General features: G+C 60.6%; 23 protein-coding genes. 12 read left to right on the top strand and 11 right to left on the bottom strand.

What is annotated here, in order from left to right; all coding sequences use genetic code 11:
• Nucleotide 1: 1 nt before the first annotated feature.
• Together HU762_RS11085 and mfd are read right to left on the bottom strand one after the other, a co-directional pair.
• Entirely contained in the window at nt 2-568 is a 567-nt protein-coding gene (locus HU762_RS11085; RefSeq protein WP_186636533.1) for a CsiV family protein, read from the bottom strand.
• A 10-nt stretch (nt 569-578) separates the two neighbouring features.
• Entirely contained in the window at nt 579-4,028 is a 3,450-nt protein-coding gene (gene mfd, locus HU762_RS11080) for a transcription-repair coupling factor (protein WP_186636531.1), read from the bottom strand.
• A 169-nt stretch (nt 4,029-4,197) separates the two neighbouring features.
• Between mfd and HU762_RS11075 the strand changes: the two genes are divergently transcribed.
• A complete protein-coding gene (locus HU762_RS11075) occupies nt 4,198-5,661 on the top strand; it encodes a glyceraldehyde-3-phosphate dehydrogenase (protein ID WP_186609817.1) in 1,464 nt (487 codons plus the stop codon).
• A 62-nt stretch (nt 5,662-5,723) separates the two neighbouring features.
• Here HU762_RS11075 and HU762_RS11070 read toward each other — a convergent pair whose 3' ends face one another.
• Nucleotides 5,724-7,022, bottom strand: a complete 1,299-nt coding sequence (locus HU762_RS11070) for an MFS transporter (protein ID WP_186636529.1) — start codon at nt 7,020-7,022, stop codon at nt 5,724-5,726.
• A 131-nt stretch (nt 7,023-7,153) separates the two neighbouring features.
• Here HU762_RS11070 and HU762_RS11065 point away from each other — a divergent pair, with 131 nt between their 5' ends.
• The gene (locus HU762_RS11065; protein WP_238340378.1) at nt 7,154-8,140 is read left to right on the top strand and encodes an FAD:protein FMN transferase; all 987 of its coding nucleotides are present in this window, start codon (nt 7,154-7,156) and stop codon (nt 8,138-8,140) included.
• A gap of 223 nt (nt 8,141-8,363) precedes the next feature.
• Nucleotides 8,364-9,758: a Si-specific NAD(P)(+) transhydrogenase gene (sthA, locus tag HU762_RS11060; RefSeq protein ID WP_186609814.1), complete on the top strand. Its 1,395-nt coding sequence runs from the start codon at nt 8,364-8,366 to the stop codon at nt 9,756-9,758.
• Between the two features lie 42 nt (nt 9,759-9,800).
• Here the strand turns inward: sthA and HU762_RS11055 are convergent, their stop codons facing one another.
• Together HU762_RS11055 and HU762_RS11050 are read right to left on the bottom strand one after the other, a co-directional pair.
• Nucleotides 9,801-10,523, bottom strand: a complete 723-nt coding sequence (locus HU762_RS11055) for a glycerophosphodiester phosphodiesterase family protein (protein WP_186609813.1) — start codon at nt 10,521-10,523, stop codon at nt 9,801-9,803.
• Entirely contained in the window at nt 10,520-11,116 is a 597-nt protein-coding gene (locus HU762_RS11050) for a PilZ domain-containing protein (protein ID WP_181286899.1), read from the bottom strand. The genes HU762_RS11055 and HU762_RS11050 overlap by 4 nt, the downstream gene beginning before the upstream one ends.
• Nucleotides 11,117-11,210: 94 nt before the next feature.
• On the opposite strand from HU762_RS11050, the gene HU762_RS11045 reads away from it, so the two are divergent.
• The 3 genes from HU762_RS11045 (at nt 11,211) to HU762_RS11035 (ending at nt 14,461) form a co-directional block, all read left to right on the top strand.
• Nucleotides 11,211-12,461: a lipoprotein-releasing ABC transporter permease subunit gene (locus tag HU762_RS11045; RefSeq protein ID WP_186636525.1), complete on the top strand. Its 1,251-nt coding sequence runs from the start codon at nt 11,211-11,213 to the stop codon at nt 12,459-12,461.
• A gap of 7 nt (nt 12,462-12,468) precedes the next feature.
• Entirely contained in the window at nt 12,469-13,152 is a 684-nt protein-coding gene (gene lolD / locus HU762_RS11040; RefSeq protein ID WP_162843734.1) for a lipoprotein-releasing ABC transporter ATP-binding protein LolD, read from the top strand.
• A 64-nt stretch (nt 13,153-13,216) separates the two neighbouring features.
• Nucleotides 13,217-14,461 carry a lipoprotein-releasing ABC transporter permease subunit gene (locus HU762_RS11035; protein ID WP_186636523.1) on the top strand — a complete coding sequence of 415 codons (1,245 nt, stop codon included), beginning with the start codon at nt 13,217-13,219 and terminating at the stop codon, nt 14,459-14,461.
• Between the two features lie 171 nt (nt 14,462-14,632).
• Here the strand turns inward: HU762_RS11035 and HU762_RS11030 are convergent, their stop codons facing one another.
• Together HU762_RS11030 and HU762_RS11025 are read right to left on the bottom strand one after the other, a co-directional pair.
• The gene (locus tag HU762_RS11030; protein ID WP_186636520.1) at nt 14,633-15,985 is read right to left on the bottom strand and encodes a heavy metal sensor histidine kinase; all 1,353 of its coding nucleotides are present in this window, start codon (nt 15,983-15,985) and stop codon (nt 14,633-14,635) included.
• Nucleotides 15,982-16,662 (bottom strand): heavy metal response regulator transcription factor, encoded by a 681-nt coding sequence (locus HU762_RS11025; protein WP_186636517.1) that lies wholly within the window; start codon nt 16,660-16,662, stop codon nt 15,982-15,984. Before HU762_RS11025 ends, HU762_RS11030 begins: the two co-directional genes overlap by 4 nt.
• 167 nt (nt 16,663-16,829) lie before the next feature.
• Here HU762_RS11025 and queF point away from each other — a divergent pair, with 167 nt between their 5' ends.
• Nucleotides 16,830-17,660: an NADPH-dependent 7-cyano-7-deazaguanine reductase QueF gene (gene queF / locus HU762_RS11020; protein WP_186636515.1), complete on the top strand. Its 831-nt coding sequence runs from the start codon at nt 16,830-16,832 to the stop codon at nt 17,658-17,660.
• Between the two features lie 74 nt (nt 17,661-17,734).
• Here queF and HU762_RS11015 read toward each other — a convergent pair whose 3' ends face one another.
• The gene (locus HU762_RS11015) at nt 17,735-18,001 is read right to left on the bottom strand and encodes a DUF4404 family protein (RefSeq protein ID WP_186636513.1); all 267 of its coding nucleotides are present in this window, start codon (nt 17,999-18,001) and stop codon (nt 17,735-17,737) included.
• A gap of 109 nt (nt 18,002-18,110) precedes the next feature.
• Entirely contained in the window at nt 18,111-18,731 is a 621-nt protein-coding gene (locus HU762_RS11010) for an HAD family phosphatase (RefSeq protein ID WP_186636511.1), read from the bottom strand.
• Nucleotides 18,732-18,934: 203 nt separating this feature from the next.
• Here HU762_RS11010 and HU762_RS11005 point away from each other — a divergent pair, with 203 nt between their 5' ends.
• The 3 genes from HU762_RS11005 (at nt 18,935) to rssC (ending at nt 21,631) form a co-directional block, all read left to right on the top strand.
• Nucleotides 18,935-19,624, top strand: coding sequence for a VacJ family lipoprotein (locus HU762_RS11005; RefSeq protein ID WP_186636509.1), 690 nt, complete (start codon nt 18,935-18,937; stop codon nt 19,622-19,624).
• Nucleotides 19,625-19,967: 343 nt separating this feature from the next.
• Nucleotides 19,968-21,149 (top strand): two-component system response regulator RssB, encoded by a 1,182-nt coding sequence (rssB, locus tag HU762_RS11000; RefSeq protein ID WP_186609804.1) that lies wholly within the window; start codon nt 19,968-19,970, stop codon nt 21,147-21,149.
• Complete coding sequence (rssC, locus tag HU762_RS10995) at nt 21,149-21,631, top strand: anti-sigma factor antagonist RssC (protein ID WP_186609803.1); 483 nt, start codon at nt 21,149-21,151, stop codon at nt 21,629-21,631. The genes rssB and rssC overlap by 1 nt, the downstream gene beginning before the upstream one ends.
• 107 nt (nt 21,632-21,738) lie before the next feature.
• Here the strand turns inward: rssC and tal are convergent, their stop codons facing one another.
• Both tal and dusA read right to left on the bottom strand, forming a co-directional pair.
• The gene (tal, locus tag HU762_RS10990) at nt 21,739-22,665 is read right to left on the bottom strand and encodes a transaldolase (protein ID WP_186636508.1); all 927 of its coding nucleotides are present in this window, start codon (nt 22,663-22,665) and stop codon (nt 21,739-21,741) included.
• Between the two features lie 178 nt (nt 22,666-22,843).
• On the bottom strand, nt 22,844-23,830 hold the full coding sequence (dusA, locus tag HU762_RS10985) for a tRNA dihydrouridine(20/20a) synthase DusA (RefSeq protein WP_186636507.1): 987 nt from the start codon (nt 23,828-23,830) through the stop codon (nt 22,844-22,846).
• 176 nt (nt 23,831-24,006) lie between these two features.
• On the opposite strand from dusA, the gene HU762_RS10980 reads away from it, so the two are divergent.
• Both HU762_RS10980 and HU762_RS10975 read left to right on the top strand, forming a co-directional pair.
• Nucleotides 24,007-24,282 (top strand): BrnT family toxin, encoded by a 276-nt coding sequence (locus tag HU762_RS10980; protein WP_186636506.1) that lies wholly within the window; start codon nt 24,007-24,009, stop codon nt 24,280-24,282.
• Nucleotides 24,260-24,568, top strand: a complete 309-nt coding sequence (locus HU762_RS10975; RefSeq protein ID WP_186636505.1) for a BrnA antitoxin family protein — start codon at nt 24,260-24,262, stop codon at nt 24,566-24,568. Before HU762_RS10980 ends, HU762_RS10975 begins: the two co-directional genes overlap by 23 nt.
• The last annotated feature ends 61 nt before the right edge of the window (nt 24,569-24,629 follow it).

Here is a 24,629-nt window from a genome sequence, read left to right as displayed (position 1 = left end):
ATCAGTCCGGAATCACGTCAGGAGCCTGCCGTGGCGCAGGCGCGGTCAGCGAGGTGATCTTGATCAGCAAGCCCAGGTGGCCGTTATCGAGGAAGTTCAGTTGGCCATTCTTGGTATGGCTTTGCTGCTTCAGTCGCTCGCTGGCGGTGACCAAGCCATTGGCGTCGATTTGATTGATCCAGAAGTCCGCGTCGACGTCGGTGAAGCGACCGAGCTTCAGTTCGAGGGTGCCCTCGATGGGAAACTGGCCGAACTGTTCGGCGCCTTCGCTGACGGCGATTTTACGCCCTTGTTCGCCCAGGTTCTGCTGCCAGGCCTTGTGCATCAGCACGGTGTATTGGCCGCTTGCGTTGAGTTTCTCGACGATGTTGCCCAGTGCCGGCGTGCGCTGGCTGTCCGCGCCAAGGCGGTGCGCGCCAGCGTCCCAGTCTTCCGGTGCGGCGCGGCTGATAATCGCCGGTTCGGCATTCTGGCGGACCAGGATCATTTCAACCTGGTACAGGTCGTCGGCAAACGCCAGGGGAGCGATCAGGGTCATCAACAACGTCAAGGAGCGAAACAGGCGCATTGGGCGTCCTTCAAGCAGTGGTCGGAGTGAGGCGCTCGAACAGCGCTTCAACGGTATTGAAACGCTCTTCCGGGCGTTCCATGGGCACCATGAACTTGAACATCGTGGCACCTTCGAACTTGTAGCGTTTGGGCTGGCCCTGGATCAGCTTGATCAGTACCAGCGGATCGACCGGCGTCTGGGCTTCGAATTCGATACGGCCACCATTGGGACCGCCGTCGACTTTCTTGATGCCCAGTTGCTCGGCCTTGAGCTTGAGCAGCGTGGTGCGGACCAGGTTCTTGGTCGGCTCCGGAAGCAGGCCGAAGCGGTCGATCATCTCCACTTGCAGGTCCTTGAGGCCTTCCTCGTCGGTGGCCGAGGCGATGCGCTTGTACAGGATCAATCGGGCATGGACGTCCGGCAGGTAATCTTCCGGGATCAGCGCCGGCACTCGCAGGTTGATTTCCGGTCCGCCGCCCAGGGGCTGGTCGAGGTTCGGTTGCTCGCCCTTGCGAATCGACTTGACCGCCCGCTCGAGCATTTCCATATACAAGGTGAAGCCGACGGCCTGGATCTGGCCGCTCTGGCCATCGCCGAGCAATTCGCCGGCGCCACGAATTTCCAGGTCGTTGGTGGCCAGCACGAAACCGGCGCCCAGGTCCTGGGTATTGGCGATCGCCTCCAGGCGCTTCTCCGCATCCGGGGTGATTTGCTGGCGCGGCGGCGTCAGCAGGTAGGCATAAGCCTGGTGGTGACTGCGTCCGACCCGGCCGCGCAACTGGTGCAGCTGGGCCAGGCCGAACTTGTCGGCGCGCTCGATGATGATGGTGTTGGCGCTTGGCACGTCGATGCCGGTCTCGATGATGGTCGAGGCGATCAGCACGTTGAAGCGCTTGTGGTAGAAATCGCTCATCACCTGCTCGAGATCACGTTCGCGCATCTGCCCGTGGCCGATGGCGATACGCGCTTCGGGCACCAGCTCCGCGAGGTCGGCGGCGCATTTCTCGATGGTCTTCACGTCGTTGTGCAGGTAATACACCTGCCCGCCGCGCAGCAGCTCACGCAGCAAGGCTTCCTTGACCGTGCTTTTGTTCTGCTCCATGACGAACGTTCGCACCGACAGGCGCCGGGCCGGCGGCGTGGCGATGATCGACAGATCGCGCATGCCCGACACCGCCATGTTCAGCGTGCGCGGGATCGGCGTGGCGGTGAGGGTCAGGATGTCGACTTCGCTGCGCAACGCCTTGAGCTGTTCTTTCTGGCGTACACCGAAGCGGTGCTCCTCGTCGATGATCACCAGCCCGAGATTCTTGATCTTCACGTCATCCTGAAGCAGCTTGTGCGTACCGATGACGATGTCGATCTTGCCCTCGGCCAAGTCGGCAATGGCGGCGTTCACTTCCTTGGTGGATTTGAAACGGCTCATGACCTCCACGGTCACCGGCCAGTCGGCGAAACGGTCGCGGAAACTGTTGTAATGCTGCTGGGCGAGCAGCGTGGTCGGCACCAGGATCGCGACCTGTTTGCCTCCGTGCACGGCAATGAAGGCGGCACGCATCGCCACTTCGGTCTTGCCAAAACCGACATCGCCACACACCAGCCGGTCCATCGGCTTGGGCGCGAGCATGTCGGCGCGCACGGCTTCGATGGTGGTCTGCTGGTCGACGGTCTCTTCGAAGGGAAAGCCGGCGCTGAAGGTTTCGTAATCGGCTTTCGGGTCGGCGAAGGCGTAACCTTCGCGGGCGGCCCGACGGGCGTAGATGTCGAGCAATTCGGCGGCGACGTCGCGCACCTGTTCAGCGGCCTTGCGCTTGGCTTTCTGCCAGGTTTCCGAACCCAGGCGGTGCAGCGGGGCCAGGGCGTCGTCGCTGCCGGTGTAGCGTGCAATCAAATGCAGGTTCGCCACCGGCACGTAGAGCTTGGCGGCTTCGGCATATTCGAGGGTGAGGAATTCGGCGGCCTGGTTATCGATTTCCAGCGTCGCCAGGCCCAGGTAGCGGCCTACGCCATGGTCGATGTGCACCACCGGCGCGCCTTCGCGCAATTCCGTGAGGTTCTTGATGACCGCGTCATTGGCGGCATCGGCGCGTTTTTCACGGCGGCGGCGCTGCATCACGCGCTGGCCGAACAGCGGGCTTTCGGCGACCAGCGCCAGGGCCGGATCCTCGAGAACCAGTCCGTCGTTCAGCGGGGCGATGGTGATTGCCAGGCGATCCTTGCCGGCGACAAAGTCCGGCCAGCTGTCGACAGTCTTCGGCCGCAGCTTGAGGCGCTCGAGCAGCTCCAGCAATACTTCGCGCCGTCCCGCGGACTCAGCGGTGAACAGCACGCGGCCGGGGAACTCGTCAAGGAAACCGGCCAGGGCCGCCAAAGGTTGCGTGGCCTTGGCTTCGATCGCCAGGTCCGGCAGGGGCTTGGCCGGAAAGCGTTCGCGACCGGCACCCACTTCCACGTCCTGCTGGCTCGCCACCACGCGTGGCCAGCTCTTGAGCCGGGCGAAGCAGTCTTCCACCGGCAGGAACAACTCGGCCGGCGGCAATAAAGGTCGGGACGGATCGACGCGGCGTTCTTCGTAACGGTTGCGCACGTCGTTCCAGAAGTTTTCCGCCGCCTGCTCGATGCCTGGCAGGGAAAACACTTGGGTGTCCTGGGGCAGGTAATCGAACAGGGTCGACGTCTCTTCGAAAAACAGCGGCAGGTAATACTCGATCCCCGCAGGGGTGATCCCGCTGCTCAAGTCCTGAAAAATCGGGCAACGGCGGAAATCCACGTCGAAACGTTCGCGAAACCGCGCCTTGAAGCGAGTCACCGCGTCTTTTTGCAGGGGGAATTCCTTGGCCGGCAGCAGGCGGATCGACTGGACCTTGTCGATGGAACGCTGGTTTTCCGGGTCGAAGGTACGCAGCGTCTCGATCTCGTCGTCGAACAGGTCGATGCGATACGGCAATTTGCTGCCCATCGGGAACAGGTCGATCAAGGCGCCACGCACCGTGAACTCACCGTGCTCGTACACCGTATCGACGTAGCGGTAGCCGCTGGCTTCGAGCCGGGTGCGCATTTGCTCGACGTCGAGCTTCTGGCCGATGTCCAGCACCAGGCTGCTGCCGAGCAGGAATTGGGTCGGTGCCAGGCGATGTAGGGCCGTGGTGATGGGCACTACCAAAACGCCATGACTGAGCTCCGGCAGCCGATAAAGGCTGGCGATACGCTGGGAAATGATGTCCTGGTGGGGCGAAAACAGATCGTAGGGCAGGGTTTCCCAGTCCGGGAAATGCAGCACGGGCAAATCCGGGGCGAAGAAAGCCAGCTCCTGTTCGAGCCGCTCGGCGCTCTGGCTGTCAGCGGTCAATAACAGGGTGAAGCGCTTTGCAGCGCTGGCAGCCTCGGCAATGGCCAGGCTCAGGGCGGCACCGGGCAGGTTGCCCCAGTGCTGTTTACCTGCCGCGGCAGGGAGAAGCGGAAGACGCAGAACGGGCACGGAAGGTTGAGCTCCAAGCGTTGCGACAAAGTCGACAATTGTAGCGGGGGAAGTGCCCGGCTGTCAGTCGCGGACTACTCTTGCAGCACCTAAAACCACGGCGCGACGGGCGCGCATTGCTCCGCAGAGGACTCGGCGTCATAATGTAGCCCCTTTTTTCAGCCCCTACATGTGGAAGGTTACCGTGACTCAGAAGCCCGACCAGTGTCTTGGTGAATGGATTGATCGTGAAGCTCTCGCCGAAGCGATGATCCCTCTCATCGGTCAGCTCTACCGCAATAACAATGTGGTGAGTTCGATCTATGGCCGCAGCCTGATCAACCAGTCTGTCATCGCGATCCTCAAGGCCCACCGCTTTGCTCGCCACCGTTCTTCCGACGACAGCGAACTCTCCGTCCACGAAACTTTCCCCCTGCTCAAGGCCATGAGCGAGCTCAAGCTCGGCGCGGCTTCGGTAGACCTGGGCAAGTTGGCTTTCAAATTCCGCAACGAAGGCAATGGCCGTAGCGCCGAGCAATTCGTGCGTGAAGAAATGGCTGATGTGGTCGGTCAGCAAAACGCTTCGGCCCGCAAAGGCACTGACGTCGTGCTGTACGGTTTCGGTCGTATCGGCCGTCTGCTGGCGCGCATCCTGATCGAAAAAACCGGCGGTGGCGACGGCCTGCGCCTGCGGGCCATCGTGGTGCGCAAGGGCGCCGAGAATGACCTGACCAAGCGCGCCAGCCTGCTGCGTCGCGATTCGGTCCATGGTTCGTTCAACGGCACCATCACCATCGATGAAGAAAACAACACCATCACCGCCAACGGTAACCTGATCCAGGTGATCTACGCGAAGAACCCGGCCGAGGTGGATTACACCCAGTACGGCATCAAGGACGCCCTGCTGGTGGACAACACCGGTGTATGGCGTGACGCCGACGGCCTCGGCCAGCATCTGGCCTGCCCGGGGATCGACCGTGTTGTTCTGACTGCGCCTGGCAAGGGCAAGCTGAAGAACATCGTTCACGGCATCAACCACAACGAAATCACCGCTGACGACAAGATCGTGTCCGCCGCTTCCTGCACCACCAACGCCATCGTGCCGGTGCTCAAGGCTGTGAACGACAAGTTCGGCATCATCAACGGTCACGTCGAAACCGTTCACTCGTACACCAACGACCAGAACCTGATCGACAACTTCCACAAGGGTGATCGCCGTGGCCGCAGCGCCGCGCTGAACATGGTCATCACCGAGACCGGCGCCGCTACCGCCGCCGCCAAGGCCCTGCCTGAGCTGGCCGGCAAGCTGACCGGTAACGCGATCCGTGTACCAACGCCGAACGTGTCGATGGCCATTCTCAACCTGAACCTTGAGAAAGCCGCCACTCGTGAGGAGATGAACGAGTACCTGCGCTACATGGCGCTGCACTCCGATCTGCACAAGCAAATCGACTTCGTCAACTCGCAGGAAGTCGTGTCCACCGACTTCGTGGGCTCGCGCCACGCCGGTGTTGTCGACGCCGAAGCAACCATCGTCCAGGACAATCGCGTTGTTCTGTACGTCTGGTACGACAACGAGTTCGGCTACAGCTGCCAGGTGGTTCGCGTAATGGAAGACATGGCTGACGTGAATCCGCCTGCGTTCCCGCGCTAAGCCTTAGCCGTTTGTGAAAACGCCCCGACTTGTCGGGGCGTTTTTTTTTCGCCTGGGGTTTGTCAGGCGCCGCTGACCATTGAAGCCTGCGCCGTCCGCAATTCATGCCGATTGCCCTTGAACAGCACCAAGGTCGCGATCAACCCGAGCACCGCCGCACCACTGAGCCAGATCCCTGGTGCGGCCTTGTTGTCGAGCACATGGATCAGGTAGGTACAGGCCGCCGGGGTAAACCCACCGAACGTCGCCGTCGCCAGGCTGTAGGCCAGGGAAAAACCAGTGGTGCGCACTTCGACGGGCATGATTTCCGTCAAGGCGACCACCATCGCTCCGTTGTACGATCCATACAGGAACGACAACCACAACTCGACGATCAGCAAATGGCTGAAGCTGGGGTTCGCCACCAGCCAGGACAGCGCGGGGTACGCAGTCAAGATTGCGAGAATGGTCGCAGCCAGCAGCAGGGGTTTACGTCCAATCTTGTCGGAAAACGCGCCCATGACCGGCAGCCAGAAGAAATTCGATAAGCCGATACACACCGTGACCAGCAGCGCATCCAGGTCCGACAGGTTCAGCTCGGCCTTGCCAAATGTCGGTGTGTAGGCGGTGATCAGGTAAAACGACACGGTGGTCATCACCACCAGCGCCATGCCCGCCAGGACGATGCCAAAATTCTGGCCGATGGAGCGGACGATTTCCGCCAGGGTAGGGCGGTGTTTTCTTGCCTGGAATTCAGGTGTTTCTTCCAGTGAGCGGCGAATCACGAAGATGACCGGTACGATCAGGCATCCGACGAGGAACGGCACGCGCCAGCCCCATTCACCCATTTCCACGGGGCTCAGCCAATGATTCAGAGCGACTCCCAGCAAGCCGGCAAACACCACGGCGGCCTGTTGGCTGGCGGATTGCCAACTGACAAAAAAGCCCTTGCGCCCCGGCGTGGAAATCTCCGCCAGGTACACCGACACACCACCCAATTCGACGCCAGCGGAGAAGCCTTGCAACAACCGCCCCAGCAGCACCAGCAACGGCGCTGCCACGCCGAGGGTGGCGTAACCGGGCACGCAGGCAATCAGCACGGTGCCGGCTGCCATCATCGCGAGGGTGATGATCAGGCCTTTGCGGCGGCCGTGGCGGTCGATGTAGGCGCCGAGAAAAATCGCCCCCAGCGGACGCATGAGGAACCCGGCGCCGAACGTCGCCAAGGACAGCATCAGGGAGGCAAAGGCACTGTCGGTGGGAAAGAATGTCTTGGCGATGGCTGTGGCGTAGAAGCCGTACACCATGAAATCGAACATCTCCAGGAAGTTGCCGCTGACAACACGAAAAATCGCCTTGCCGTTGCTCGTTTGGGAAGACATGTGTAGGTACTCACTTTGGCCAATCTTGTAGGGAAGCATTGCTCGCTGCGGGAGCGCTGTAGCCCATAATGGCCGGCGTGGTTTTGAGGGGAGATGAAGATTTGTTAACTGGACGATGGATTGGGCTTGTGATGCTGGCCGGCGTGTTGTCCGGTTGCGGCAACGGCGACACCCTTGAACGCTTCGATGGCCCGACCATGGGTAGTCGCTATTCGATCCAGTACGTCAGGCATGTCGCCACAGCCGGTCCGAAAGAGGTGCGCGGCGAGGTGGAAAACATCCTTGCCGAGGTCGATCGGCAATTTTCCACTTACCGCGGTGACTCGGACATCGAGCGTTTCAACGCGCTGCCAGCCGACAGTTGTGCGGTCATGCCCGTTCCGGTTCTCGAATTGATCCGGGTCGGTGAGCAGCTGTCTTCGCAAAGCGATGGCGCTTTCGACCTGACCGTCGAACCTTTGCTGAATCTATGGGGGTTCGGCCCCCAGTCACGTACCGAAGAGGTCCCCGGCGCCGACGCTTTGGCCCAGGCACGGCAACGTGTCGGCTATCGGCACTTGCACATCGACGGCGAGCGGTTGTGCAAAGACGCCGCGGTCGAGGTCGACTTCAACAGCATCGCCGCAGGCTATGCCGTCGACCGCATCGCCGCCCGGCTCAAGGCATTGGGCATCGACAGTTATCTGGCCGAGGTCACTGGAGAACTCAGGGCCGCTGGGCGCAAGCCGGATGATTCCGCGTGGCGTGTCGCCTTGGAAGAACCCCGGGACGACAAGCGAGTGGCGGAGCGTGTCATTGAGCTCGATGGTTATGGCGTTTCGACCTCGGGCGACTACCGTAAATATTTCGAGCAGGGCGGCAGGCGATATTCCCACACCTTTGATGCACGCACCGGTGCGCCGGTCCTACACAACCTGGCGTCCGTCACGGTGATTCATCCTTCGGCGCTAATGGCCGATGGACTATCGACGCTGTTGCTGATTCTCGGCCCTGAACAGGGTTGGGACTATGCCCAGGAGCATGGCATCGGGGTATTTTTTGTCTTGCGGGACAATGACCGTTTCGTCGTTCGCACAAACGATGCGTTTGAACGGATGGCCGGCGGAAAAAATCAATGATGACAGCGCCCTGAAAGCCTACCTGTGGCGAAATAGCGCAGGTAAAGGGGAGCGCCCCCTAGCCTACGACGCGACCAAGGGGTAATGTGCGCGGCGTTGACGCTTCTATAGACTGTGGCCGGGCTCGTGAACCGGCCTGAAAATTGTTCCTTCATGCCGCCGGCCGGCATGATTTAGCCGTCGATGCCAAATGTGGCATCGCGGCCTGTTCTGAGGAGTACGCATGGCTGTCTACAACTACGACGTGGTGGTACTGGGCTCCGGCCCGGCGGGGGAAGGCGCGGCAATGAACGCGGCCAAGGCAGGGCGCAAGGTGGCGATGGTCGACAGCCGTCGGCAGGTCGGCGGCAACTGCACCCACTTGGGTACCATCCCGTCCAAGGCCTTGCGTCACTCGGTCCGGCAGATCATGCAGTTCAACACCAACCCGATGTTCCGGGCCATCGGCGAGCCGCGCTGGTTCTCCTTCCCGGACGTGCTCAAGAGCGCCGAGAAGGTGATCTCCAAGCAAGTGGCCTCGCGTACCGGCTACTACGCCCGCAACCGTGTTGACGTATTTTTCGGCACCGGCAGCTTTGCCGACGAGCAGACGGTCGAAGTGGTCTGCGGTAATGGCGTGGTCGAGAAACTGGTGGCCAAGCACATCATCATCGCCACTGGATCGCGCCCGTATCGCCCGGCCGACATCGATTTCAACCACGCGCGTATCTACGATAGCGACACCATCCTGAGCCTGGGGCACACCCCGCGCAAGCTGATCGTCTACGGCGCCGGCGTGATCGGTTGCGAGTACGCCTCGATCTTCAGCGGCCTGGGTGTGCTGGTGGAACTGGTGGACAACCGCGGCCAATTGCTGAGCTTCCTCGACTCGGAAATCTCCCAGGCCCTGAGCTATCACTTCAGCAACAACAACATCACCGTGCGCCACAACGAAGACTACGAGCGCGTCGAAGGCTGCGACAACGGCGTGATCCTGCACCTCAAGTCGGGCAAGAAGATCAAGGCCGACGCCTTGCTCTGGTGCAACGGCCGTACCGGTAACACCGATACCCTGGGCCTGGAAAATATCGGCGTGAAGGTCAACAGCCGCGGCCAGATCGAAGTCGACGAGAACTATCGCACCTGCGTGCCGAACATCTATGGTGCCGGCGACGTGATCGGTTGGCCGAGCCTGGCCAGCGCCGCCCACGACCAGGGCCGTTCGGCTGCTGGCAGCATTGTCGACAATGGCAGCTGGCGCTTCGTCAACGACGTGCCGACCGGCATCTACACCATTCCGGAGATCAGCTCGATCGGCAAGAACGAGCAGGAGCTGACCCAGGCCAAGGTGCCGTACGAAGTGGGCAAGGCGTTCTTCAAGAGCATGGCGCGGGCGCAGATCGCCGGCGAGCCGCAAGGCATGCTGAAGATCCTGTTCCACCGCGAGACCCTGGAAGTGCTGGGCGTGCACTGCTTCGGCTACCAGGCATCGGAGATCGTGCACATTGGCCAGGCGATCATGAACCAGCCGGGCGAACTGAACACGTTGAAGTACTTCGTCAACACCACGTTCAACTACCCGACCATGGCCGAAGCCTACCGGGTAGCGGCCTATGACGGGCTCAACCGGCTTTTTTGAGCGGCTCCGGCCGGTGGCCTGAGCCGGCCGGGGAGACCGATTTCAGCAATTCTCGAGGGTGGCAGTGGCCAAACCGGGAAAGTCTGTAATCAGGCTGTCAGCGCCAAAGTCGGCGAGCCTGCGCATGAGCGCGGGCTCGTTGACGGTCCACACCGACACATGCAGCCCCTGGCGCTGCGCCTTGACCAGGCGCTCCGGCGTGCACAGGGTCCAGTTCAGCGCGAGAATCTCGCAGCCATAGCTTTGGGCAACCTTCAACGGGTCGAGCCAGGCGTATTCGGCCACCAGTCCACGGGAAATGTCTGGCGTCAGGTCCAGGGCGGCCTTGAGCACTTCCCGGGAACTGGACGTGATGGTGATCTTGTCCAGCAGCCCGAAACGCTGGGCCATCTCGCGAATCCCCAGCACCGTGGCGGCAGCCCGGGTGCGTGATGCGCTTTTCACCTCTAGCTGCCAGTGCTCGAAATCACATTGTTCGAACAGTTCCTCCAGGCGCGGGATCGGGCAAGGCTTGATCCAGCCGGGTCCACCCTTGCGCGCGTCGTAGGTCACCAGTTCGGCAGCGGTGTGTTCAACGACCTTGCCCCGACGGTCCGTGGTGCGCTTGAGGGTCGGATCGTGGATCACCATCAACTCGCCGTCCATTGACAAGTGCAGGTCCAGCTCGCAACGGCGCACGCCGTGCTTGAGGCATTCCTGGAAACCGATGAGGGTGTTTTCCGGTGCTTCGCCCTTGGCGCCGCGGTGGCCATAAATGAGGGTCACGGTTCTTCCTTATTGATGCCAGATTCGTTCAGTTCTCGGGCCAGGCGTCGTTCTTGAGCCTGTTTTTGCAGGATATAGCGGGCCAGCAATTGACGCTGGGCGTCGGTCGGGTGCTCAAACTCGGTGCCTACGTCATAGCCACCGCCCTTGGGGTCGCAATGGGTAACGCGGGCCCGGAGCAACAACCCCAAGGCCTGGGGCATCAGCACCAGTTTGATCGACAGGTGTGCGCCGACGGCAATGGGGGTGGGGTATTGGAAGTCGATGCCGCCTTCGGAGATGATCACCGGCTGGGGTTCGCCGATTTCGCCGAGCACCGTCACGGCGATGACCTGGCTGAGCAAATCGATGCGCTTGTTCATGGCCTTGAGATAGGCCGCGATGCTGCGTTCGCGCTCGCTGATCTGGCGCAACAGGTGTTGTGACTCGAATTCGCTCAGGTGCAGTTCGCTGAGCAGATTGAACAGTGGGGACTCATCCTGCAACACTTCCTGGCTGGCAGCTTCAGGAATGGACAAGGGCCGAATTTCCAGTGCGATCGTGTCCTCGATACGGTAGTATTCGCGGCGATCTTCTTCATCTAATGTCGACATGGCGAACCCATGGTAGCGGCGGTGGTCTGAGTGTAAAGCTGGTTTGTGACCCCCGCCACAAGGACGTTCCTTTTCCCTCCGAACAAGCCCCGACATGTTCAGACCTCTCTTCGTATTTATCGGCACGCGTTATACCCGTGCAAAGCGTCGCAATCATTTTGTATCGTTCATTTCCCTGACGTCCATCATCGGACTCGCCTTGGGCGTGGTCGTGATGATCGTCGTGCTGTCGGTGATGAACGGCTTCGATCATGAAATGCGCACCCGCGTGCTGGGCATGGTGCCCCACGCGACCCTCGAAACCGGGGAAGCCATCAGCGACTGGCCAAGCCTGGCCGCCAAGGTCAAGCAGAACCCGCAGGTGCTGGCCGTTGCGCCTTTCACCCAGATGCAGGGGCTGCTGACCAACGACGGCAAGGTGTCCAAGGTCTTGCTCAACGGCATCGACCCCGGGCTCGAACGGCAGGTGTCGATCATCGACAACTTCATGAAACAGGGGAAGCTCGACGACTTGACGCCGGGCAGCTTCGGTATCGTGATCGGCGACAAGGCTGCGGCCAAGCTCGGCGTCGCCATCGGCGACAAGCTGACGTTTGTCGCTCCGGAGGTCACCGTGACGCCGGGCGGGATGTTCCCGCGCATGAAGCGCTTTACCGTGGTCGGCATTTTCCATGTCGGCGCCGGCGAGCTGGACGGCTACCTGGGCGTGACCAATCTCCAGGACCTGGCCCGCCTGCATCGCTGGAAGCCGGATCAGGTGCAGGGCCTGCGGCTGAAGTTCGACGATTTGTTCCAGGCGCCGCGCGTCGCCTGGAGCATTGCCCAGCAGCTCGGCGAAGACCGTTACTACGCCCGCGACTGGACCCGCACCCACGGCAACCTGTACCAGGCGATCCGCATGGAGAAGGCCATGATCGGCCTGCTGCTGTTGCTGATCGTGGCCGTGGCGGCCTTCAACATCATCTCGACGCTGGTGATGGTGGTGAACGACAAGAAAGGCGACATCGCCATCCTGCGCACCCTCGGCGCCACGCCGGGGCAGATCATGCGCATCTTCATGGTCCAGGGCACGGTCATCGGTGTGATCGGTACGTTCGTGGGGGCCTTGGTCGGGATGTTCGCCGCATTGAATGTCAGCGCCGCGATTGCCGCCCTTGAAGGGCTGCTCGGGCACAAGTTTCTCAACGCCGACGTGTATTTCATCGACTACCTGCCATCGCAGTTGCAGTCCGATGACGTGTTGATGGTCTGCGGCGCCGCGTTGATCCTGAGTTTCCTCGCCACCCTGTACCCAGCCTGGCGTGCCGCGCGCACCCAGCCGGCAGAGGCGTTACGTTATGAGTGAGTCGGGCATGAGTGAAAAAGCTATCTTGAGCTGCCGCAACCTGGGCAAATCCTACGAGGAAGGACCGGAGTCGGTGGTGGTGTTGTCGGGCCTGCAGCTGGAGCTGCATCCTGGCGAGCGCGTGGCGATTGTCGGCACCTCCGGATCGGGCAAAAGTACCTTGCTCAACCTGCTCGGTGGCCTGGATACGCCGACTGCCGGCAGTGTCTGGCTGGCCGGTGAAGAACTGTCGGCGCTAAACGAGAAGGCCCGGGGCCTGCTGCGCAACCGGTCCCTGGGTTTCGTCTACCAGTTCCACCATTTGCTGCCCGAGTTCACGGCGCTGGAGAACGTCTGCATGCCGCTGTTGATCGGCCGCACGGCGATTCCCGAAGCCCGGCAGCGCGCCACGGCGTTGCTGGAGCGGGTAGGGCTGGGCCATCGCCTGGAGCACAAGCCGGCCGAGCTGTCCGGCGGTGAGCGCCAGCGCGTGGCGATTGCCCGGGCCCTGGTCAACAAGCCGGGGCTGGTGATGCTCGACGAGCCCACCGGTAACCTCGACTCCCACACCGCCCAGGGCATCCAGGACTTGATGCTGGAACTCAGCACCTCGATGCGCACCGCGTTCCTGGTGGTGACTCACGACATGAACCTGGCCCGCCAGATGGACCGCGTCCTGCACTTGCAGGAAGGTTGCCTGACGCCCATCTGACCGACCGAAACCCGGCGCCTGTTGAACAGCGCCGGGTCTTTTATTTTCATACGGTGCCCCGCGAATGTTCAGACCGTTATCGATCTTTATCGGCACGCGCTATACCCGCGCCAAGCGCCGCAATCGCTTTGTTTCGTTCATCTCCATGACCTCGATGATCGGCCTCGCCTTGGGCGTGCTGGCGATGATCGTGGTGTTGTCGGTAATGAACGGCTTCCAGCGCGAAATGAGCTCGCGCATCCTCGGCATGGTGCCCCACGCGACCATCGTCGGCGTCAATCCTATCGACGACTGGCAGCCGGTGGCCGCCGCGGCGTTGAAGAATCCCGAAGTGACCGCCGCCGTGCCGTTTACCGAGATGGAGGGGATGCTGAGCCATAAAGGTTCAATGCAGCCGATCCAGATCAGCGGCATCGATCCGGCCCAGGAAGGCAAGGTCTCGATCGTCGCCCAGCACATCGTCCAGGGGCGTCTCGATGCCCTGAAGCCGGGCGAGTTTGGCGTTGTCATCGGCGAAATCACTGCCCGGCGTTTCCGCCTCAACGTCGGCGACAAGCTGACCTTGATCGTGCCGGAAATCAGCACCGCGCCGGGTGGCATCACGCCACGGATGCAGCGGCTGAATGTGGTGGGTGTGTTCAAGGTCGGTGCAGAGTTGGACGGCTCGATGGCGCTGATCCACCTCGCCGACGCCGCACAGATGCAGCACTGGCAGCCGAACCAGGTGCAGAGTGTGCGCCTGGCGGTGAAGGATTTGTACGCGGCCCCGAAAGTGTCCGGTGATATCGCCACCGGCCTTGGCGCGGGCTACAAGGCCGACGACTGGACCCACACCCAGGGCAGCCTGTTCAGCGCCATGAAAATGGAAAAGACCATGATCGGCCTGCTGTTGTTGATGATCGTCGCGGTGGCGGCGTTCAACATCATCGCCACCTTGATCATGGTAGTGAACGATAAAGGCGCGGACATCGCCATCTTGCGCACGATTGGCGCCACACCGCGGCAGATCATGGCGATCTTCATGGTCCAGGGCACAGTGATTGGCGTCGTCGGCACGTTGATCGGCGGCGTGCTGGGGGTGATTGCGGCGTTGAACGTCAGCGAATTGGTGGGGTGGCTGGAGCGGGTCAGCGGCCAGCATATCTTCAGTTCAGACGTGTACTTCGTCAGTAACTTGCCGTCGGAGCTGCAGCGTGGCGACGTGATATTGATCTGCTCCGCCGGGTTCATCCTGAGCTTCCTCGCCACCGTATACCCGGCCTGGCGCGCGGCGAAGATCGAACCGGCGCAGGCGTTGCGGTATTCCTGAGGCCGAGAGTTTGCTCCAAAGCCCTTGTGGCGAGGGGATTTATCCCCGCTGGGCTGCGGAGCAGCCCTAAATCCAGACGCCTCGGTGCACCAGACAGACTGAGTTGTTCATTTTGGGGCCGCTTCGCGACCCAGCGGGGATAAATCCCCTCGCCACAGGTATGAGTTGCCTTCAATTGCTCTTTGGCAACTCGATCACAAACCGCGTCCAGCCATCAGCCGATTCGCAGCGGATCTCCCCGCCATGGGCGCGGATGATCGAGCGGGTGATGGCCAGCCCCAGTCCAGCGTGCTCGCTGCTGCCTTCCTGGCGGGACGGATCGGCGCGATAGAAACGGTCGAACAGGCGCGGCAGCAAGTCCGCTGTAATGCCTTCGCCACTGTTCTCCACGCTGACACTCACCTCTTGAGCTCCATCCACAATCCGCACACGCACTTCGCCGCCATCGGGAGTGAAGCGCAGGGCGTTGTCCATCAGGTTGGAGAGGGCCCGGCGCACCATGTTGCGGTCTCCCTCTATGTGGCTATTGCCCTCGCGGCTCAGGTGCACATGGGTGTCTTCGGCCAGGGGGGCGAAAAACTCCAGCAGCAGATCCGCTTCCTGGGCAAGGTCCAGCGGTTCGCGGTGGAGCGCCAGCAAGCCATGATCGGCTTTGGCGAGGTAGAGCATGTCGTTGACCAGTTGCGCCATCCATTGCAGTTCTTCGAGGTTGCCGTGCAGCGCTTCGCGGTAATCCTCCAGTGAGCGCTCGCGGGTGAGTGTGACCTGAGTGTGGGTCAGCAGGTTCGACAATGGCGTGCGCAATTCATGGGCGATATCGGCAGAGAAGGCAGAAAGACGTTGAAAGGCGTCATCCAGGCGTCCGAGCATGTCGTTGATGCTGTGGGCCAATTCCGCCAGTTCGGCGGGCATATGCTCTTCTGGCAGTCGGGCGTTGAGTGAGCGGGCCGAGACATTGCTGGCAATGGCGCCCATGCGTCGCAAGGGGCGCAGACCACGTCGCGCTGCCCAGGCGCCGAGCAGGGCGGTGGCCACGGCCGAGAGGCCGACGGTCAACCAGATCAGGCGCTGCATGCGCTGTAGGAAGTGCTGGTGATGAGTGATGTCGAGCAACAGCGTGAGCTGCGCCGAGTCCGCGCGATCAAGATACAGCGGCGCATTCAACACCCGATAATCATTGTTGGCGTCGCTGAGCGTGGACAAGCCAAGCCGCTCCGGCACTTGCGCTGGAATTCGAATCGAGCCGCCATGCCAGCGGACGCCTTCGTTGTCCTTGATGCGCAAGGCCAAGTCTGCCTGACGGCTCAACTCATCGTCCAGGAGTTTGCGCGGATCGTGGCCATGGCTGTCCTGCAAGGCGCGCCGCACGCCAATCAACTTGGCTTCGAGCACTTGCTGGTCCAGCTCGATGAAGTGCGCCTCGCTGCCTCGGCTGAACAGTACGCCTGCAAACAACGACACAATGGCGGTGCACGCAGCGAAAAGCAGTGCCAAGCGATTGCTCAGCGTCCATCGATGATTCACAGGCTGCGCTCTTCGAGGACATAGCCCATGCCGCGCACGGTGTGGATCAGCTTGTTGGGAAACTCATCGTCGACCTTGATCCGCAGACGCCGGATTGCCACCTCGATGACGTTGGTATCGCTGTCGAAATTCATGTCCCAGACCTGCGAGGCAATCAGCGACTTTGGCAGTACTTCGCCCTGGCGCCGCAGCAGCATTTCCAACAAGGCAAACTCCTTGGCGGTCAAATCGATGCGTCGGCCACTGCGCTCTACTCGCCGGCGGATCAGGTCCAGGCGCAGGTCCGCCAGTTGCAGGCTGGTTTCCTGGGTCGCCGAACTGCCTCGGCGCAACAGGCTCCGAACCCGGGCCAGCAGTTCGGAAAAGGCAAAGGGCTTGACCAGGTAATCGTCGGCGCCCAGTTCCAGCCCGTGTACCCGATCCTGCACCGCATCGCGCGCGGTCAGGAACAGCACCGGCGTCTCCAGCCCAGCCCCGCGTACCGCTTGCAGGATCTGCCAGCCATCACGACCGGGCAGCATCACGTCTAGGATCAGCAGCTTGTATTCACCGCTTAGGGCCAGTTGCTGGCCGGTGATGCCATCGGCCACCAAGTCGGCGTTGAAACCGGCTTCGCTCAAGCCTTGGCGCAGGTATTGGCCGGTTTTCAATTGGTCTTCGACGATCAGCAGTTTCATGGGTTGCTCGCGGCTGTGTTTGAACGAGGGCGTTATACCGTGGCGCATCGTGTCATGGGTCAAGCTGACAAAGTTGTAATGCGACTGCAAGTCAGTTGGCGGAGTAAGGGCTCAAGAGAACCGTAAAGACTGGTAGAATCCGCTGATTCTTCAGTCAGGTTTCCGTCATGCATCCCGCAGCCGAACATTCGCCGCTGGGCAAATCCAGCGAATACATCGCCACGTACACGCCCTCATTGCTATTCCCGATCCCGCGCACCGCGAAATGGGCGGAGCTGGGCCTGACGGCCGAGACCCTGCCGTACAAGGGTGTGGATTTCTGGAACTGTTTCGAGCTGTCCTGGCTGTTGCCGTCCGGCAAGCCGGTGGTGGCTATCGGTGAGTTCGCGATCCCGGCGGATTCGCCGAACATCATCGAATCGAAATCCTTCAAGCTGTACCTGAACTCGTTGAACCAGACCCCGTTCGCCGATACCGCGAGCCTGGAAGCGACCTTGCACAAGGATCTGTCAGCGGCGGCGGGTAAACCAGTGAGTGTGCGCATTCGTAGCCTCAAGGACGTAGAGCGCGAAGGCGTCGTGGCGCTGCCGGGTGTGTGCATCGACGACCTGGACATCAGCGTCGACTCCTACGAGCATCCGCGTCCGGAGTTGCTGCGTTGCGATGCATCGCGCATCGTTGAGGAGAGCGTGCACAGCCATCTGCTCAAATCCAATTGCCCGGTGACCAGCCAGCCGGATTGGGGCAGCGTGGCGGTGGAGTATCGCGGTGCGGCGCTGGACCACGCGAGCCTGCTGGCCTACATCGTCAGCTTTCGCCAGCATTCGGATTTCCATGAGCAATGCGTGGAGCGGATCTTCCTCGATCTGCAGCGCTTGCTCAAGCCGGAGAAACTGACAGTGTATGCACGGTATGTGCGGCGGGGTGGGTTGGATATCAACCCGTATCGCAGTACTGAAGCGGTGCAGTTGCCGAACCAGCGCTTGGTTCGTCAATAAACCTCCCTTCAAGGGTATGTAGGTCAACAGTAAAAAGCCCCGCTATCGCCAGCGGGGCTTTTGCATCCGGTCATTCAGATTCCCATGTTACCCAACGTCAGCATGATGTTGCGCAACGTGCCCGCGATACCCGGGTGGTCAACCTCAAAGCGCTCCACGGCCAAGTTCACGCCGTCGACCAGGTTGTTGTCCTGAAGCTGGTTTTCCAATTGGATCTTAGCGTCAATCTGCGCCATTAACTGATGCAGGTGTTCGCGCTCTGGCTCAGACAACGGCGGGTTCTGGTCCAATTGCTCGCGCAGGGCATTCAGTTGTTCTTGCAGTTCGCGGCGGGCAGGCATTGGCGTACTCCCTTTATTGATAGGCACTTCCATGGACCGTGACGCGGCGTCAAAAGTCCGTGGCTTGCCTTAAGAGTAATCCACACTTACGCGCCCTGCATGATCCTGGTCAGGGCTTCTCGCCTTTAAGTCGGCGCAGGCTGATATCGGCCAGGCAGGTATCGAGTTCGCCCAGATGATCGATCACCGAATGCACGCCCAGGCCGAACAGCTGCACGGTGGCCTTGGCGCGTTTGGCCTCCCGTTCTTGTTGGCTCAAGGCCTGCCACTCGGCGGGCGCCAGGCCGCACAACGAGCCACAGGACGCCAGCCCGATGGTCCACAGACCGGCGTTGAGCCCCGACTGCAACAACTTCGGTTCGCTACTGACCAACACGCAGCCGTCCAATTGCTGGACGTCCAGCGCCATCAGCGATTGCCAGCAAGCGTGCGGTGCTGGCCATGGCTGATTTGTTGCAGGAAGTTGCGGCGCCTTGATGAATGCCGGCAATGACGCGGCGAGGCTATGGCTGACAGCAGGCGGCAATTCGTCGAGCCAGGCGCAGGGGATGTCCAGATGCTGCAAACGTTGCAGACTCTCCAATGCACCGGGTGTCGGTTGTGCGAGATCGGTCGGCGTGGCCCCTGGCTGGCGAACACGCGCGCCGAAATCCACCAGGCATCCACTCAGGCCAAACAGTACAGCGGTGAGGCTGGGAGCGGGGAGGGGCAGGGCTTCGGCGCGGGGCATGAGAACGTCCTTGAAATAACCAAGCAGCCTAACGAGCTCCTGTGACAGTCCGGTGACAATGAAATGAAGGCGGAGGATCGCGGAATGTTCCTACAGCCAGCTGCTCTTTTCATTGCTGCCTATCCACGCGTTCCGCCTTATACTAGCCACCTTACCGCCTGGGCTCGGCGCCCTTGCCAGATTAATCCAAGGAGTTTTTCCCTATGCGCTGGAGCCATCGTCTAGCTCAGCTGTGTCTGTCTGCCAGTGTCCTGCTGGTGCCGTTCGCCGCCCAGGCCGCCACGGAAGAAGATCCATGGGAAAGCGTCAACCGTCCGATCTTTACGTTCAATGACACCATCGACACCTATGCCCTGAAGCCGCTGGCCCAAGGTTATCAATACGTAACGCCGCAATTCCTTGAGGACGGCATCCACAACATGTTCCGCAACATCGGTGACGTGGGCAACCTCGCCAACGACGTGCTGCAAGCCAAGCCGGCCGCCGCCGGTGTCGACACTGCGCGACTGATCTTCAACACCACGTTTGGCCTCCTGGGCTTCTTCGACGTAGGCACCAAGATGGGGTTGCAGCGCAACGACGAAGATTTTGGCCAGACCTTGGGGTACTGGGGCCTGGGCAGTGGGCCGTACTTGATGCTGCCCTTGCTCGGGCCTAGCACCTTGCGTGATGCGCCGGCGAAGATGGTCGACAGCTATGCCACGCCGTACCCGTATATCGATAATGTGTCGGTGCGCAATTCGATCTGGGGCCTGAACATCGTCGACACCCGCGCCAGCCTGTTGTCGGCCGAGAAGATGGTCAGCGGCGACAAATACGTGTTCATCCGCAATGCCTACCTGCAAAACCGCGAATTCAAGGTCAAGGATGGCCAGGTCGAAGACGATTTCTGATTTCGATTTGTAAAACACGAAGGCGGCCGAAAGGCCGCCTTCTTCGCTTTGGCGTCTGTCAAGGCGCAGATCCATCCTTCCATTGAGTTACGCTTCGCTCGGTTCTTATAACTCTCCGGACTTTGACAAATAAAGACGGCAAGCGGCTATCTGCATGAGCTTGAAACGCCCCGCGGATGGGAGTACCGTCTGCGCCTTAGAAGGGCACCTCTGATGTAACTGCGTGTAGGGCAAAGGCCTGAAACCTGTACGACAGAGAGGCTAGAAAGCGAATCCAGTAGTGCGCGCCAGGCCCGATCGCCCAGCCCGCTACGCCAACCTAATTCTGGCGCCGTTTGCCCACATGCCAATAACCAGTGCCACGCTGCTGATAATCGATGATGACGAAGTGGTGCGAGCCAGTCTCGCAGCCTACTTGGAAGACAGTGGTTTCAGCGTCCTGCAGGCCAGCAATGGCCAACAGGGTCTCCAGGTATTCGAGCAGGACAAGCCCGACCTGGTCATCTGCGACCTGCGCATGCCGCAGATGGGCGGACTCGAACTCATTCGCCAGGTCACCGAGCTGTCGTCGCAGACGCCGGTGATCGTGGTGTCGGGTGCGGGCGTGATGAATGACGCGGTCGAAGCCTTGCGCCTGGGCGCGGCGGACTACCTGATCAAGCCCCTCGAAGACCTCGCCGTGCTTGAGCACTCCGTACGCCGGGCGCTGGATCGCTCGCGCCTGTTGGTGGAAAACCAACGTTACCGCGAGAAGCTGGAGACAGCCAATCGTGAGCTGGAAGCCAGCCTGAACCTGCTGCAGGAAGACCAGAATGCCGGGCGCCAGGTGCAGATGAACATGCTGCCGGTCAGCCCCTGGACAGTCGATGGCTTCCGCTTTGCGCACCAGATCATCCCGTCGTTGTACCTGTCGGGGGATTTTGTCGATTATTTCCGGGTCGATGAACGTCGAGTGGCATTCTATCTGGCGGACGTTTCCGGCCATGGCGCTTCGTCGGCGTTCGTGACGGTACTGCTGAAATTCATGACCACGCGCCTGCTGTTCGAATCCAAGCGCAACGGTACTTTGCCGGAATTCAAGCCTTCGGAAGTCCTTGGGCATATCAACCGGGGCCTGATCAGTTGTAAGCTGGGTAAACACGTCACGATGGTCGGTGGAGTCATCGACGAGGAGACTGGTTTGTTGACGTATAGCATCGGCGGTCACCTGCCGTTGCCTGTGTTGTATACACCTGACAGTGTTCGTTACCTGGAAGGGCGTGGTTTGCCGGTGGGCCTGTTCAACGAGGCGACCTATGAAGACCACGTGCTGGAACTGCCACCGGCGTTCAGCCTGACGCTGATGTCTGATGGCATTTTGGACCTTTTGTCAGAACCTACACTCAAAGAGAAAGAAGCAGCCTTGCCTGAACGGGTAAGTGCGGCGGGCGGCAGCCTGGAAGGCCTGCGGCAAGTGTTTGGATTAGCCACGCTAGGGGAGATGCCGGATGATATCGCCCTGTTAGTGTTGAGCAGGAACCTTTGATGAGTACCGGTAGAATCCAGTTCGCCGAGCAGGACGGCACATTTGTCCTGAAGTTTGTCGGTGAAGTGCGCCTGACCTTGTGTTCAGCGCTGGATGCGACAATCGAAAAGATCTTCACCGCGCTGAACTTCAGCGCCATCGTGATCGACTTGACCGAAACCCGCAGCATCGACAGCACCACCTTGGGCTTGCTGGCCAAACTGTCGATCCTGTCGCGGCAAAAGGTCGGCCTGCTGCCTACCGTCGTCACCACCCACAACGACATCACCCGTCTTCTGCAATCGATGGGCTTCGACCAGGTGTTCAATATCGTCGGCGACCCGGTGCCATGCCCGGAGTGCCTGGACGATCTGCCTGATCAGGACCAGTCCGAAGAGGAAGTGCGGATCAAGGTGTTGGAAGCCCACAAGATCCTGATGGGCCTGAACGACTCCAACCGTGAAGCGTTCCATGACTTGGTTAACGCGTTGGAGCGTCCTTGATTCTCTCTATTGGCTGAGCGGCCTTAGCGCAGCAGCTACATCACAACGGCCGCACAAAAAAGGGCGAACCCATTCAGGTTCGCCCTTTTGCATGTCGCTGACTCAATTCAGAGCTTGGCTTGCAGCAACGCTTCCAGCTTCTCCTGGTCCCGAGCGAACTGGCGGATGCCTTCGGCCAGTTTCTCGGTCGCCATGGCGTCCTCGTTGGACAGCCAGCGGAACTGTGCCTCGTTGAGGCTCAAGCGTGCTTCTCCGGCTTGCCCAGGCGCCAGCTTGCGTTCCAACTTGCCCTCGTCGGCGGCCAGTTTTTCCAGCAGTTCAGGGCTGACCGTCAAGCGGTCGCAGCCGGCCAATTGCTCGATCTGGTTCAGATTGCGGAAGCTTGCGCCCATGACCACGGTCTTGTAGTCATTGGCCTTGTAGTAGTTGTAGATGCGCGTCACCGATTGCACGCCCGGATCATCGGAACCGGTGTAATCGTTGCCATTGGCCTTCTTGTACCAGTCATAGATACGACCCACGAACGGCGAAATCAGGAACACGCCGGCATCGGCGCAGGCGGCGGCCTGGGCGAAGGAGAACAGCAGGGTCAGGTTGCACTGGATACCCTCGCGCTCCAGCTTCTCGGCGGCGCGGATGCCTTCCCAGGTGGACGCGATCTTGATCAGTACGCGCTCACGACCCACACCGGCCTTTTCGTACAGGTCGACCAGGCGATGGGCACGCTTCAACATGGCCTCGGTGTCGAACGACAGGCGCGCATCCACTTCGGTGGAAATGCGCCCCGGAATCACTTTCAGGATCTCTTGGCCCACCGCGACGCCAAAACGGTCGCTCGCCAAGCCCACGTCGCCCTTGCAGTCCGCCACGCAGGCGTTCAGCAGCTCGGCGTAACCGTGAATGGCCGAGGCCTTGAGCAGCAGGGAAGGGTTGGTGGTAGCGTCTACGGGCTTGATGCGGGCGATGGCTTCGAAGTCGCCGGTATCGGCCACGACGGTAGTGAACTGCTTGAGTTGTTCCAGCTTGGAAGTCATGGGCGTGCTCTGTCCTATGGGTCCGTTGACATTACCCGAGGGCCGGCAGCCACTCAAGGGTGTGAAGAGGTATCGATGGCCCCAGCGGCAACAACCTGAAAACAGCTGTTTGAAAGGCCGGGGCAACTACCGCTAGATACGATGCCAAAACAGCTTGCAGGTTCAAAGCAAGTGACGGTCAGCGACCTTCGAGCAGATGTCCCGCCTGATCCAGAAGCGCCAGTGGATCCTTGGTCTTGTGGATGTCTACCGACAACAACTGCCGGAACCGTCGGGCCCCCGGGAAGCCAGTGCCCAGCCCCAATACGTGCCGAGTGATGTGATGCATGGCGCCGCCTGTGGCCAAGTGATTGGCGATATAAGGCCGCAACTGTGCCAGGGCTTCGGCGCGGCCGATGATCGGCGCCGTGCTGCCGAACAGCTGTTGATCGACCTCGGCCAGCAGGTACGGGTTGTGGTAGGCCTCGCGTCCGAGCATGACACCGTCGAACGTCCGCAGGTGTTCGTGGCACGCCTCGAGCGTCTTGATCCCGCCGTTCAGGACAATTTCCAGCCCAGGGAAATCAGCTTTCAACCGTGCCACCACGTCATACCGCAACGGTGGAATGTCACGGTTCTCCTTCGGCGAAAGCCCTTCCAGGATCGCAATCCGCGCATGCACGGTGAAACTGGTGCATCCGGCTTCGTGCACCGTGCCGACGAACTCACATAACTGCTCGTAGCTGTCGCGTCCGTTGATTCCGATCCGATGCTTGACCGTCACCGGAATCGACACCGCATCACGCATCGCTTTCACGCAATCGGCCACCAGGTCTGGATGTCCCATCAGGCAGGCGCCAATCATGTTGTTCTGCACTCTGTCGCTGGGGCAACCGACATTCAGATTGACCTCATCGTAACCGTGTTCCTCGGCCATCCGGGAACAGGCCGCCAAGTCGCTCGGAACGCTACCGCCCAGCTGCAAGGCAAGCGGGTGTTCGGTCTCATGGTGGCGCAGAAAGCGCTCGTGATCACCGTTGAGCAGCGCGCCGGTGGTGACCATTTCGGTGTAGAGCAGGGCGTGTTTGGAGAGGATGCGCAGGAAGTAGCGGCAATGGGCGTCAGTCCAATCCATCATGGGGGCGACGGAGAAGCGGCGGGACAGCGAAGCAGGTTGTAGGGGCATTGGGAATCTGAGTCATCGGGGCGAATGGGCGTAGTTTATCAGGGATGTTTGTCGGGTACTTGGCGGCTCTCAAGCCTGGCGACTCAATCTTTAATGACAACCAGGCAGAGCGCATGCTCGGTCATCGTTTCGACGCACACCTTGTCTTCACGATTTAATGTGGCTACGATAATTGCATGCAGATTACTTATGATCCAGCCAAAGACGCTCGCAACGTCGAAGAACGTGGACTTCCGTTTGCCCTCGTGCGGGATTTTGAATGGTCTACAGCATTGATCCTGGAAGATGATCGATTCGACTACGGCGAGTGTCGTTATCGGGCGATGGGGTACATAGGGGATCGGCTGCATGTAGTAGTGTTTACCCCACGGGGTGACGCAGTCCACGTCATCAGCTTTCGTAAAGCCAACAAACGGGAGGTCAAAAATCATGACCAAAAAACCCAGTCCTGAGAGGGTCGATACGGCGAACCCCGAATGGTCGACCGAAGACTTTGCCAAGGCCAAACCAGCCAGTGAGGTGCTTGTGGGATTGTTCGGCAAAGCTCAGGCAAAGGAAATGCTCAAGCCAAAGCGTGGTCGGCCAAAGGCGGTAGCCACTAAAGAACACGTCAATGTTCGTTTCGATGCTGACGTGCTGGAGAAATTCAGAGCTTCTGGTCCGGGCTGGCAAACACGAATGAACGCCGCCTTGGCCGATTGGCTCAAGACGCATACACCGGAAGAACTGAAGGCTTAGCCGCCAGATATTATTCCCCAAATAATTAGCCGCCGATGAGGCGGCTTTTTGCTGTCTGCTG

The organism is Pseudomonas sp. SWRI92, assembly GCF_014268685.1.
Classification (GTDB): domain Bacteria; phylum Pseudomonadota; class Gammaproteobacteria; order Pseudomonadales; family Pseudomonadaceae; genus Aquipseudomonas; species Aquipseudomonas marvdashtae.
This window is presented reverse-complemented; position numbering and strand designations above follow the sequence as displayed.

What these genes read in the sequence shown, in the direction of transcription:
- HU762_RS11085 (WP_186636533.1), bottom strand. Translation starts at nt 568, where the DNA reads ATGCGCCTGTTTCGCTCCTTGACGTTGTTGATGACCCTGATCGCTCCC.
- HU762_RS11075 (WP_186609817.1), top strand. Translation starts at nt 4,198, where the DNA reads ATGTGGAAGGTTACCGTGACTCAGAAGCCCGACCAGTGTCTTGGTGAA.
- HU762_RS11070 (WP_186636529.1), bottom strand. Translation starts at nt 7,022, where the DNA reads ATGTCTTCCCAAACGAGCAACGGCAAGGCGATTTTTCGTGTTGTCAGC.
- HU762_RS11065 (WP_238340378.1), top strand. Translation starts at nt 7,154, where the DNA reads ATGCTGGCCGGCGTGTTGTCCGGTTGCGGCAACGGCGACACCCTTGAA.
- sthA (WP_186609814.1), top strand. Translation starts at nt 8,364, where the DNA reads ATGGCTGTCTACAACTACGACGTGGTGGTACTGGGCTCCGGCCCGGCG.
- HU762_RS11050 (WP_181286899.1), bottom strand. Translation starts at nt 11,116, where the DNA reads ATGTCGACATTAGATGAAGAAGATCGCCGCGAATACTACCGTATCGAG.
- HU762_RS11045 (WP_186636525.1), top strand. Translation starts at nt 11,211, where the DNA reads ATGTTCAGACCTCTCTTCGTATTTATCGGCACGCGTTATACCCGTGCA.
- lolD (WP_162843734.1), top strand. Translation starts at nt 12,469, where the DNA reads ATGAGTGAAAAAGCTATCTTGAGCTGCCGCAACCTGGGCAAATCCTAC.
- HU762_RS11035 (WP_186636523.1), top strand. Translation starts at nt 13,217, where the DNA reads ATGTTCAGACCGTTATCGATCTTTATCGGCACGCGCTATACCCGCGCC.
- HU762_RS11025 (WP_186636517.1), bottom strand. Translation starts at nt 16,662, where the DNA reads ATGAAACTGCTGATCGTCGAAGACCAATTGAAAACCGGCCAATACCTG.
- queF (WP_186636515.1), top strand. Translation starts at nt 16,830, where the DNA reads ATGCATCCCGCAGCCGAACATTCGCCGCTGGGCAAATCCAGCGAATAC.
- HU762_RS11015 (WP_186636513.1), bottom strand. Translation starts at nt 18,001, where the DNA reads ATGCCTGCCCGCCGCGAACTGCAAGAACAACTGAATGCCCTGCGCGAG.
- HU762_RS11010 (WP_186636511.1), bottom strand. Translation starts at nt 18,731, where the DNA reads ATGCCCCGCGCCGAAGCCCTGCCCCTCCCCGCTCCCAGCCTCACCGCT.
- HU762_RS11005 (WP_186636509.1), top strand. Translation starts at nt 18,935, where the DNA reads ATGCGCTGGAGCCATCGTCTAGCTCAGCTGTGTCTGTCTGCCAGTGTC.
- rssB (WP_186609804.1), top strand. Translation starts at nt 19,968, where the DNA reads ATGCCAATAACCAGTGCCACGCTGCTGATAATCGATGATGACGAAGTG.
- rssC (WP_186609803.1), top strand. Translation starts at nt 21,149, where the DNA reads ATGAGTACCGGTAGAATCCAGTTCGCCGAGCAGGACGGCACATTTGTC.
- tal (WP_186636508.1), bottom strand. Translation starts at nt 22,665, where the DNA reads ATGACTTCCAAGCTGGAACAACTCAAGCAGTTCACTACCGTCGTGGCC.
- dusA (WP_186636507.1), bottom strand. Translation starts at nt 23,830, where the DNA reads ATGCCCCTACAACCTGCTTCGCTGTCCCGCCGCTTCTCCGTCGCCCCC.
- HU762_RS10980 (WP_186636506.1), top strand. Translation starts at nt 24,007, where the DNA reads ATGCAGATTACTTATGATCCAGCCAAAGACGCTCGCAACGTCGAAGAA.
- HU762_RS10975 (WP_186636505.1), top strand. Translation starts at nt 24,260, where the DNA reads ATGACCAAAAAACCCAGTCCTGAGAGGGTCGATACGGCGAACCCCGAA.